Raw genomic sequence first — 12,031 nt, forward strand, 5'->3', positions numbered from 1 at the left:
AACACAAAGTTTTATATCTACAAACATTTTTTATTTTTTTTATTTTAACATCTTTTTATGTACATACCTAGTAAGTCAAATTCCTTAAAATTATATTTTTGTTTTTAGTAAAAAATCAACAGTTATTAATACTTTCGTACTTATACTATATAAAACACTATGAACGATTTTAATTATAAAAAATGGAACACCCTTTTAGGCTGGGTTTCATTTGCCGTGGCACTAATTACTTATACATTAACACTAGAGCCAACGGTTAGTTCGTGGGATTGTGGCGAATATATATCTACAGCCGTAAATTTAGAAGTTGGGCATCCACCAGGTGCGCCTTTATTTCAAATGTTAGGTGCTTTTTTCGCAATGTTTAGTAATGATCCTAGTCAATGGGCTAAAATGGTGAATTTCATGTCTGGTTTAGCCAGTGCTTTTACTATTTTATTTATGTTTTGGACAATTACCAATTTGGCTAAAAAAATGGCTATCAAAAATGGAAAGTTTAGTAAAAATGAAGCCATCGCTGTTTTAGGAAGTGGATTAGTTGGTGCATTAGCCTATACCTTTTCTGATAGTTTTTGGTTTAGTGCCGTAGAAGGTGAAGTATATGCAATGTCGTCATTTTTAATGGCGTTATTATTTTGGTTAGGGCTACGCTGGGAAGATGAAATAAATACCCCAAGAGGGCACAAATGGTTAGTAATAATAAGTTTTGTAGTTGGGCTTTCGTTTGGAGTTCATATTTTATCGCTCTTAGTTATTCCTTCAATTGTGATGTTATATTTCTTCAAAACCTATAAAAACATCACCTTAAAAACAACCGCATTTGCTACTTTAATTTCCATACTTGTTTTAGCTTTTGTTTTTAAATTCTTGTTTCCGTTTACGCTTAAATTCTTTAGTATTTCAGAATTATTTTTTATCAACGAAATAGGCTTACCATATAACACAGGAACTATTATTGCTGGTATTGTTTTAATCGGGTTATTTATCTTCGGATTAAGTTATACTCGCAAAAAAAACTTAGTAATGGCAAACACTTTAGTCTTGTCAGTACTATTTATTATGATTGGTTTTTCATCTTGGTTGATGCTTCCTATTCGTGCAAATGCTGATACTGTTATTAACGAAAATAATCCATCAAGTGCTCGTGAATTATTAGCTTATTACAACCGTGAACAATATGGTGATGCTAATGTTTTTTATGACAATTATTATTCAGTTGCACATGATAGAACACAGGATACTGATCAACCTTTTAAGGATGATAAACCGAAATACGAAAAGAAAAACGGAAAATATATTATTGTAAATAAATACAAAAATATAGTTCCTAATTATTCGAGTAAACATAAAGGATTTATTCCTCGTATGGTAAATCCTGCTTCAGAACAACACTATAAACGAATTGCAGGAATTCCTGCTCGAAGTAAAAGAAGACCTACGTTTTTAGAGAACATGAAATTAATGATTGATTATCAATTTGGATACATGTATGGTCGTTATTTTATGTGGAATTTCGTTGGAAGACAAAACGATACTCAAGGACATTTAGATATTGAAAATGGAAACTGGTTAAGTGGTATCGATTTTATTGATGAAATCCGTTTAGGCTCTCAACAACATTTACCTGATGATATCAAAAATAATAAAGGACGTAATAAATACTTTTTCTTGCCTTTAATTTTAGGGTTAATCGGATTAATTTATCAATCTAAAAAAGATAAAAATAATTTATATACCCTTGCCCTATTCTTCGCTTTTACTGGTTTTGCAATTATATTCTATACAAATCCAAAGCCTTTTGAACCTCGTGAACGTGATTATGCCGTAGTAGGTTCGTTTTATGTATTTGCAATTTGGATAGGTTTTGGTGTTTTTGCTTTGTATGATTATTTAAAAAATTATGCCAATAAAAGAACCGTTGCCATTGGAGTTTCGGCAGTTTCATTATTGGCTGTTCCAGTATTAATGGGAGTTCAAAATTGGGATGACCGTGATAGAGGAGATCGTTATATTTCACAATTAAATGCACAAACGTATTTAGAAAGTTGTGATCAGAATGCTATTATTTTTACAATTGGAGATAACGACACTTTTCCGCTTTGGTACATGCAACAAGTTGAAGGCGTTCGTAGAGATATTAAAATTGTAAATACGAGTCTTTTTCAAACTGCTTGGTACATCGATCAAATGAAAAAGAAAACCTACGAAGCTGAACCTATTCCATCAAAATTAACTCACGACCAATATAAATATGGAACGTTAGATATTGCGTATCATATTCCGCATCCAAGATTTAAGGATTCTATTATTTCTATAAATAACTTTATGCGATGGATTGAAAGTGATAATGATGGAACTTATTATATTGATGAAGAAAATGATGTAAGAGAAAAATTTTATCCTACAAACAAAATTCGAATTCCTGTAAATAAAGAAAATGTTTTAAAAACAGGATTAGTTGCACAAAAAGATGCCGATAAAATTTTGGATTATATCGATATTACTGTTGATGAACAAGGTTTGACTAAAAACCGTATTTTAATGCTCGATATTTTAAATAATTTCGAATGGAAACGTCCTATTTATTTTACTGGTGGGGCAAATGCCGATGAAGAATATATTTGGTTAAAAGATTATTTACAATTAGACGGAATGTCATACAAATTTGTTCCTATTAAAACATCAAACAAAGGAAAATCAATGTTTGATATGGGGCGTGTCGATACTAAAAAGATGTACGATAACATTAAAAAATGGGATTGGAAAACCATCAATAATGGAAAAATTTATTTAGATGAACAAAGCAAACGTAACGCTATTTCTATCAGAAATAATTTAATGCGTTTATCCGAAGAATATTTAAAAGAAGGAGATTCTGTAAAAGCCAAAGATGTTTTAGATTTATCGCTATATAAATTACCGATTAAACAATTTGAACATTACAGTATTTCTTTAGGATATCCTGAATTATATTACCGCATGGGCGACATTGAAAAAGCACGTGAAACTGTTGAAACTTTAATAGATGTTTTTCAGCAAAAACTTAAATATTACAGTACTTTTAAAGATAATGATATCGATTTAATTATTGATAATTTAGAAACAAACTTGTATATGTATCAAACCATTATTCAGCAAATTACAAAATATGATGATGATATGGAATACGGTAAAAAAGCATTTAACGATTATATAAATCATGCTAGTTTGTTTAAACATTTAATGGCAGATGAGCCAGCACAACAAAAACCAAACGAAGAGTTAGATACAATTAAGCCTTAGGTTTTATGAATTTCTATCCTATAAAAATGCCAGCGATACTTCGAAAATTATTTTCAAAGTATTACTGGCATTTTATTGTTGATAAAAAAGAAATTTATTTAACTTTTGATGATGGACCAATTCCTAAAGTTACCGAATTTGTATTAGATGAATTAAAAAAATATAATGCCAAAGCTACTTTTTTTTGTATTGGAGATAACATCAAAAAAAATCCTGATATTTTCTGTCGGATAATAAAAGAAGGTCATTCGATAGGGAATCACACAAATAATCACTTAAACGGATGGAAAACTGATACAAAATCCTACGTAGATAATGTACTAGTTTGTGAAAACATCATTTCTGAAATAAGCGAAAAAACAGATGTCATAAAAAACTCAAAATTATTTAGACCACCCTACGGAAAAATAAAAGCATCACAAGGAAAACAGCTTTTAAAAAGAGGCTATAAAATTATTATGTGGAGTATACTTTCTGGTGATTTTGATAAGTCAATCACAAAAGAAAAATGCCTAAGTAACGTTGTTAAAAACACAAAAAGAGGCGATATAATTGTTTTTCATGATAGTATTAAGGCACGCCATAATTTACAATATGCGCTTCCTAAGTTTCTAGAAATATTCACAAAAAAAGGATACAAATTTAAGGCAATAATTTAAATGTATTTTTGAACCAAACCAATTAAAGTATTTGCATCTTGCTCACCTGTTTGACGCCATTGTATTTCTCCATTTTTATAAATTATAAAAGTAGGATTACCTTTAACCCTTAGAGCCGCTGCAAGCGTTTCATTTTTTCTGATATCAATTTTAATTACTTTTGCTTTATCTCCTAAAGCAGCCGCAACATCTCTGAGTATTTCTAAATTAGAATTTAAAACATTTAAATCAGTGTAAAAATTAATTAAAATAGGCTTATTATTACTTATAATCTCTCCAAATTTTGCCATATAGTATAGTTTTTAAACAAAAATTACTCTAAAAATACTATTTCTTAAACAATCTTCAAACACATAAATCAATAAAAAACAGAAAGTTAACCTTTTATTAACTCAATTACTGTTATTTCTGGCCAAATACCTACTCTACCAGGAAAAGCATGATAACCAAAACCTCTGTTTACATTAATATATCGTCCAAATTCTTTATACAAACCTGCCCACTGTTTATATACATATTGTGACGGACTCCATTTAATCCACCCAGGAATTTCAATTCCAAATTGTAAACCGTGAGTATGACCGCTTAATGTCAATTGATAATTAAAAGCATCTTTTTTTATCTTACTTTCCCAATGACTTGGGTCATGACTCATTAATATTTTAAAATCTGTTTGGTTAATTCCTTTGGATGCTTTGTTTAAATCACCTGCTTTATTAAAGCCTCTTCCCCAATTTTCAACACCGACTAATGCTATTTTTTGCCCATCTTTTTCTATATATCGATGTTCATTTAATAACAATTCAAAACCTATTTTAGGATGTAATTCTTTTATCGCTTTAAAATTAGCTTTTTTATCTGCTGGATTTTTCCATTTAGAATAATCTCCATAATCATGATTTCCTAATATTGAATATTTACCAACAGGAGCTTCTAATTTTTTAAATACATCAATCCAATCATCCATTTCATGGGCAAAATTATTGACTAAATCACCTGTAAATAAAATCATATCAGATTTTTGTTCGTTAATTAAATCGACAGCATAGCTTATTTTTTCTTTATTAGTAAAACTTCCCGCATGTATATCGGTAATTTGTGTGATTGTAAAACCGTCAAAAGCTTCGGGTAAATCTTTAAATGATAATTGATATTTTAGTACTTTATAATTATACTTTCCTTTAAAAATTCCATATAATAAACCCGCCAAAGGAATCGATGCCATTGCCAAAGCTACTTTTGCAATAAAAGCTCTTCGCCCTGCTAAAGGTTTTGTTTCTTTTGATGATAAATATGAAATTCCTTTTTGAATCCATCGAAAAACATCTTCGCCAAACAATACTAATAACATAAATAACTTAGGAAGTAAAACGACCAAAAGCATTCCTACTGCCCATTGAAAATCTTTTGTTTGTCCCGAAGTTCTATCCGAAGTAAGTATCACATAAAAAAAATTAACATACGCCAAAACTCCAATAAACAACCATCCATAGCGAATAAACTTATTTTTAGTGATTGTTTTTATCGCTTGAAAAGCATAAACCTCAAACACAATAACAACTAATGATATAATGATAATAGATGCAAAAAAACGAGACATAAAGCTATATTTAAAAGTAACACAAAGATAGGTTGAATATTAAAAATCAATTTTCAACATCTTGTTAAAGTTTTGTAACTTTACCCGCTAATTAACAAAGGTATTTTAATGCCTTATTTTTTTCATATTTATTTACGATTCAAACGTACTTCAACAAGTTTAACACATACTTAATGGCAGATCAAAAACGACTTTTTTTACTAGATGCTTTCGCATTAATTTTTAGAGGATATTACGCTTTTATTAAAAATCCAAGAATTAACTCGAAAGGAATGGATGTTTCCGCTATTTTGGGTTTTACAAACTCGATGTTAGATGTTATAAAACGTGAACGTCCAGACCATTTAGCTGTATGTTTTGATCGTGGTGGTTCTGTTGCTAGAAAAGACGCTTTTCCTGAATATAAAGCAAACAGACAAGAAACTCCTGAAGCAATAAGAATTGCAATTCCATATATAGAAGCAATGTTAGAAGCTATGAATATTCCTGTAATTGTAAAAACAGGATATGAAGCTGATGATATTATTGGAACGCTTGCCAAAAAAGCAGAAAAAGAAGGCTATCAAACTTTTATGGTAACACCTGATAAGGATTTTGCACAATTGGTTTCTGAAAATATTTTTATGTATCGCCCTCGTTTTGGTGGTGGATATGAAACTTGGGGAGTTGCCGAAGTTCAAGAAAAATTTGGCGTAGAACGTCCTGAACAAGTTATCGATTATTTAGGAATGATGGGAGATTCTGTTGATAATATCCCTGGTTTACCTGGTGTTGGAGAAAAAACAGCAAAAAAATTTTTAGCACAATATGGTTCTATGGAAAATCTGTTAGCAAACACAGCAGATTTAAAAGGGAAAATGAAAGAAAAAATAGAAGCAAATGCTGAATTAGGTCTTTTATCAAAAGAACTTGCTACTATTATGTTGGATGTTCCTGTTGATTTTCATGAAGAAGATTTTGAAATGTGTCAGCCTAACATTCAAGCAACTGCCGATATTTTTAATGAATTAGAATTTAAACGTTTATCAGATACTTTTGTTAGAATATTTAAAGCTGCTGTTCCTGTAAAAGCAGGTGAAAAAACATCCGAAGAAAATACCGAAAATAAAGAAGAAACAACAGCTAAAGCAATTTCTGCTACAGATTCAGCTGGACAATTTGATTTGTTTGCAGCTCCAGGAACTGGAACTGTTAGTAAAGAAGCAGTTATTTCAGGGTTTAAAACTATCGAAAATACGCCTCATTTTTATCAACATATAAATTCTCCGATAGCAAGAAAATTATTATTATCAAAATTAATGCAACAAACGGCTGTTTGTTTTGATACAGAAACTACAGGTTTAAAAGCTTTAGAAGTTGAATTAATCGGGATTTCTTTTTCTTGGGAAATAGGAAAAGGATATTATATTTATTTCCCTGAAAATCAAGAAGAAACAACCGCTATTTTAGAAGAATTTAGTCCGTTTTTTGAAGCATCAACAATTGAAAAAATTGGACATAATTTAAAATACGATATCAAAGTTTTATCAAATTATAAAATTACTGTTAAAGGAAAATTATTTGATACCATGATTGCGCATTATTTAATTAATCCTGATATGCGTCATGGAATGGATATTTTAGCCGAAACATATTTAAATTATCAGCCTGTTCCAATTACTGAATTAATCGGAAAAAAAGGGAAAAATCAACTTTCTATGCGAACTGTTGAAATTGCCAAACAAACCGAATATGCCGTTGAAGATGCAGATATTACCTTGCAATTAAAAGAACATTTTACAAAAGAGTTAGAAAGTGGAAATGTAACCAAGTTATTTAATGAAATTGAAACACCTTTAGTTTCGGTTTTAACGGCTATGGAAATTGAAGGTATCAACTTAAATGTGCCATTTTTAAAAGAGCTTTCTGTTGATTTAACTAGCGATATTGAACGTTTAGAAAAAAACATTTATGAGCAAGCTGGCGAAGAATTTAATATCGGTTCACCAAAACAATTAGGAATTGTATTGTTTGAAAATATGAAATTGGTTGAAAAACCGAAAAAGACTAAAACAGGTCAATATTCTACTGCTGAAGATGTGCTTTCGTTTTTAGCAAAAGAACATCAAATTATTAGAGATATTCAAGAATATCGTCAATATAAAAAACTAAAAAGTACCTATGTTGATGCCTTGCCAAATGAAGTAAATACAAAAACAGGACGTATTCATACATCTTATGCACAGGCAGTTGCTGCAACAGGAAGATTGAGTTCGAACAATCCAAACTTACAAAATATTCCGATTCGTACAAAAAGAGGTCAGGAAATTCGAAAATCTTTTATCCCAAGAAATGAAAATTATGTGTTATTGGCTGCGGATTATTCTCAAATTGAATTGAGAATAATTGCTTCATTAAGCCAAGAAGAAACCATGATTGAAGCCTTTAAAAATGGCGAAGATATTCATGCTTCTACGGCTTCAAAAGTATTTAATGTTCCTTTGGAAGAAGTAACTCGTGAGCAACGTAGCAATGCAAAAACGGTCAATTTTGGTATTGTTTATGGAGTTTCTGCCTTCGGATTGAGCAATCAAACGGATTTATCTCGTAAAGAAGCAAAAGCATTGATTGATACCTATTACGAGACGTATCCTAAGTTAAAAAAATATATGGCTGAACAAGTAGACTTTGCCCGTGATAACGGTTATGTTGAAACCGTTTTAAACAGACGTAGGTATTTAAAAGATATTAATTCTAGAAACGGAATTGTTCGTAGTGCAGCTGAAAGAAATGCTGTAAATGCACCGATTCAAGGAAGTGCAGCCGATATTATAAAACTAGCAATGATTAATATTTATAATCGACTTGAGAAAGAAAATTTTAAATCGAAAATGCTATTGCAAGTACATGATGAATTAGTTTTTGACGCTCATAAAGACGAATTAGAAATTATCAAACCAATTATTAAACAAGAAATGGAAAATGCCTTTAAAATGGAAGTTCCATTAGATGTAGAAATAGGAATTGGCGAAAATTGGTTACAAGCACATTAATTAAGAAAAAAATGGAATTAGATTATATAGATAATGTAAATGGTTTTGATGAAAATGTTGTGCGTTTGTACAATTTCAACAAAGAGGAAGCAAGTAAATTTAGTACATTAATTAAAGAAACAATTATTGAGAAAAAACAACGATTAGATTTATCCGAAGTTGATTTTATAGAAGCTAGAAATTGTAATTTAATTTTTGGTTTATTTAAATCGGATGAAGGAATTTTAACAAAAGACAACCAAACTTTTTTTTGTGTACTTACTTTAGATGGTTTTCAAAATATGTTGAAATTAATAGAACCTTATTGCCATAAAGAAACTAGAAGTTATCAGTATTTATATGATATTGATAATCCAACAGAATTATTGTTTTGCCCAACGGCTACTAGGTATGACGAATAAAAATCATAAAAAAAATGATTGCTAACTTAATAAATTAGCAATCATTTTTTTATCTAAAAGAATTTATTTAGATTTATTACTTAATAATAAATACTTCATTCATTTCCCAATTAGCTCTTAATTTAAATTCTTTTTCAAAGTAAATAACTTTTTCAGGTTGCTGTTTTGATAAGAAATTACCTGTATCCCAAATATTATTATTATTTCTATCAATAATAGCTCTAACCGTATATTTTTTAGGTTCTAATAAATCGAAAGTTACTTTTTTTGATGAAGAAACATATTTAGTCTTTACAACTTCGCCTTTATCTAAAAGTTGAATAATTGTAGAATACTTTGTTTGTTTTTTTACATCTAAAATAATACTTCCATAATCTTCAGTTGTAAGAGTTTTAAATTGATAACTTAAAGTATCGTTGGTAGTTTCATATAAATCAATTATTCCCTTAGGTAAAATATCTAATTTATAATTCATTTTAGGTGTTTTTTTGAACAAAACAGCTAACTTATTTATACTTTGTTTTGCTAGTTTAAAAGGAACAGCAACAGTATCTTTATCGACTAAAGAGAATTTAGAAGCATCAATTTTTATAATCGGATTGTGAGTATCTAAAAATAAGGTATCATTTAAATGTAAAACCCTGCTTACTTTCGATGAAATTGCAAAAGAATCTATTTTCTTTTTACGCAAACGAACAGTAACAGTATCTATGATTTTTTTATTACTGATGATAAAGTTTAAAGAATCTTGTTCAATTGGTGTAAACCAATAATTAAGTGTGTCTTTTTCTTTTTCGTATTGCGAAAATGATTTAAAAGAAGCAGGAACTTTTGATAATAATTCAATTTTCATATTTCCTCGTTCTCCTTCATATCCGAATTGAATTTTTCCTTTAACAACTTCTTTTCCTCTTTTAAATTTATAAGGTTGTAGTTCTTTAAAAATACGTATCGGATTAAAAACTAGAGTATCTTTTGGTAATGAAATAGTATCTTTATAAAAACCTAATTCATCTGTTCTGCTATTAAAAGTATAATCGCTTGAAGCTTCTTTTAAAGCTAATAAAAGGTATTTTCCTGCTCGTAAATTCGTAAATTCAAAATTAGTAGAATCTAAGGTACTTGTAACGTAATTTGGTTTTTTCTTATAGATAATTGAATCGGTATAAGAACTATCTAATTGATACAATAAAACGCTTATGTTTTTTAATTTTTCTTTTGAAAAAGCTGGAACTACAAATCCTTTTAATTTTAAAGAATCAATATAATTCCCTGTAGAAAAAACATATTTAAAGCTCTCTAATTTATTATTTTCGTTATTATCTTGAACCGAATTACCAAAATTAAAAGTATAGGTTATATTTGTTTTTAGGGTATCTAAAATTTCAATATTGATGTATTTAGTAGGCCTTCCTTGAGGCGTTATAATTGGTGCAAATTTTAACGGTGGAGAAACAACTAACTGTTTTGTTAAATCTTTTAAAACAATATACTCATCAAATTCAATTTTGATGTTTTTTTTATCAAAATGAATAGTTTTATAAGGTGGTTTTGCAGTCATCATAATTGGTGCATTTTCATCTTTAGGACCACCTTCTGGTCTTCCTTTTCTTGCACAACTTATAATGATTACAGATACTAAAGCGACTAAAAATAATAACTTATTTTTCACAAATTGATTGTTTAAATAGAATTTCAAAAGTAGTAAATTAACACCTAATAAAATTATTCTTTTTTAGCGTAAGACATTGTAGCAATACTAATGGTTATGTTTTTTGTTTTTGATAATTCTTCACAACACGATACTAGAGTTGCACCTGTAGTTATTACGTCATCAATTAATAAAACACGCTTGCTCTCAAAAAGCTCAAGATCAATTAATTTAAAACTATTTTTAATATCTAAAAACCTTTCGAAACGTTGTTTTTTGGTTTGTGTATTAGCACTTTTTAATTTGATTAAAACATCAGGTTTATATTCAATATTTAAAATAACACTTAATCTTTCTCCAAATTTTGTAAGCTGATTATAGCCTCTTTTTTTTAATTTAGATTGATGCAATGGTACTGAAATTATATAATCTACTGTTTTAAAAATAGCTGACTCTTTTAATTTTTCTCCAAACCAATTTGCTAGAAATATTCCTATTTCAGGTTGGTTTTTATATTTTAACTCATAAATTATTTTTTGAGTAATATTTCCTTTTTTATAATAAAGGAAAGAGCGTACATTTTCTATTAAAACCTGACCATAAAAAACAGATAACAACTCATTATTTATATACTCATTACTAGTTATAATAGGCAAATTATTACTACAAGTAATACATAAATATTCTTCATTTTGTAATAAAACTATAGAACAATGAATACATAAATTAGGATAAAATAAATAGAATATATCTTTTAAATAGTGCATCTTTACGAACGATATTTTAGTAGAAATATACAGAAAAAACATATTATTATTTTGAGCAAAAAATTTAATTTCTTTAAAGAAGCTGTAAAAAATTACAAAACATCAGGAACTATAGTACCTAGTTCTAAATATTTAGCAAAAAAAATGCTTAGAAATATTAATTTTTCAAAAGCAGAAGTTATTATTGAGTTAGGTCCTGGAAATGGCGCAATAACACATTGTATCTTAGATAAACTTAAATCAAATACCATTTTAATTTGTTTTGAAATTAATGATGCTTTTTATGAAGAATTAAAAAAGATAAAACATCCACAATTAATTGTTTTAAAAGCTTCTGCCGAAGAAATGGTTACTGAAATTGAAAAATTAGGTTATACCAAAGTAAATCATATTATTTCTAGCTTACCGCTAACTATTATTCCTAAAGAAATATCTCATCGTATTTTACTAGAAAGTTATCAAACTTTAAACAATGATGGGTTATTTATTCAATATCAATATAGCTTAACCTACTATAAAAAGTTAAAAGAAGTTTTTGGTAGTAATATTGAACTAAGCTTTGAATCTCTTAATTTTCCACCTGCATTTATTTATAACTGCATAAAAAATAGTACATTAGACCTAAATAAACCAAAATGA

Annotated in this window: 9 protein-coding genes; 5 read left to right on the forward strand and 4 right to left on the reverse strand. The window is 28.7% G+C overall.

Annotation, left to right across the window (positions count from 1 at the left end):
• Positions 1-159: 159 nt before the first annotated feature.
• The gene (locus tag PG913_RS12275; RefSeq protein WP_271230963.1) at positions 160-3,282 is read left to right on the forward strand and encodes a DUF2723 domain-containing protein; all 3,123 of its coding nucleotides are present in this window, start codon (positions 160-162) and stop codon (positions 3,280-3,282) included.
• 26 nt (positions 3,283-3,308) lie between these two features.
• Positions 3,309-3,941 carry a polysaccharide deacetylase family protein gene (locus PG913_RS12280; protein ID WP_333780763.1) on the forward strand — a complete coding sequence of 211 codons (633 nt, stop codon included), beginning with the start codon at positions 3,309-3,311 and terminating at the stop codon, positions 3,939-3,941.
• Here PG913_RS12280 and PG913_RS12285 read toward each other — a convergent pair.
• Together PG913_RS12285 and PG913_RS12290 are read right to left on the reverse strand one after the other, a co-directional pair.
• Entirely contained in the window at positions 3,938-4,231 is a 294-nt protein-coding gene (locus PG913_RS12285; protein ID WP_271230965.1) for a thioredoxin family protein, read from the reverse strand. The genes PG913_RS12280 and PG913_RS12285 overlap by 4 nt on opposite strands.
• A gap of 86 nt (positions 4,232-4,317) precedes the next feature.
• Positions 4,318-5,541 carry a metallophosphoesterase gene (locus PG913_RS12290; protein ID WP_271230966.1) on the reverse strand — a complete coding sequence of 408 codons (1,224 nt, stop codon included), beginning with the start codon at positions 5,539-5,541 and terminating at the stop codon, positions 4,318-4,320.
• 173 nt (positions 5,542-5,714) lie between these two features.
• Here PG913_RS12290 and polA point away from each other — a divergent pair, with 173 nt between their 5' ends.
• Both polA and PG913_RS12300 read left to right on the forward strand, forming a co-directional pair.
• Positions 5,715-8,573, forward strand: a complete 2,859-nt coding sequence (gene polA / locus PG913_RS12295) for a DNA polymerase I (RefSeq protein WP_271230967.1) — start codon at positions 5,715-5,717, stop codon at positions 8,571-8,573.
• A gap of 11 nt (positions 8,574-8,584) precedes the next feature.
• Positions 8,585-8,974: a hypothetical protein gene (locus PG913_RS12300; protein WP_271230968.1), complete on the forward strand. Its 390-nt coding sequence runs from the start codon at positions 8,585-8,587 to the stop codon at positions 8,972-8,974.
• 76 nt (positions 8,975-9,050) lie between these two features.
• Here the strand turns inward: PG913_RS12300 and PG913_RS12305 are convergent, their stop codons facing one another.
• On the reverse strand, positions 9,051-10,646 hold the full coding sequence (locus tag PG913_RS12305; protein WP_271230969.1) for an Ig-like domain-containing protein: 1,596 nt from the start codon (positions 10,644-10,646) through the stop codon (positions 9,051-9,053).
• Positions 10,647-10,699: 53 nt separating this feature from the next.
• Positions 10,700-11,392 (reverse strand): ComF family protein, encoded by a 693-nt coding sequence (locus PG913_RS12310; RefSeq protein ID WP_271230970.1) that lies wholly within the window; start codon positions 11,390-11,392, stop codon positions 10,700-10,702.
• A 51-nt stretch (positions 11,393-11,443) separates the two neighbouring features.
• Between PG913_RS12310 and PG913_RS12315 the strand changes: the two genes are divergently transcribed.
• Positions 11,444-12,031 carry a class I SAM-dependent methyltransferase gene (locus tag PG913_RS12315; protein ID WP_271230971.1) on the forward strand — a complete coding sequence of 196 codons (588 nt, stop codon included), beginning with the start codon at positions 11,444-11,446 and terminating at the stop codon, positions 12,029-12,031.

The organism is Tenacibaculum pacificus (assembly GCF_027941775.1).
GTDB classification, from domain to species: Bacteria; Bacteroidota; Bacteroidia; order Flavobacteriales; family Flavobacteriaceae; genus Polaribacter; species Polaribacter pacificus_A.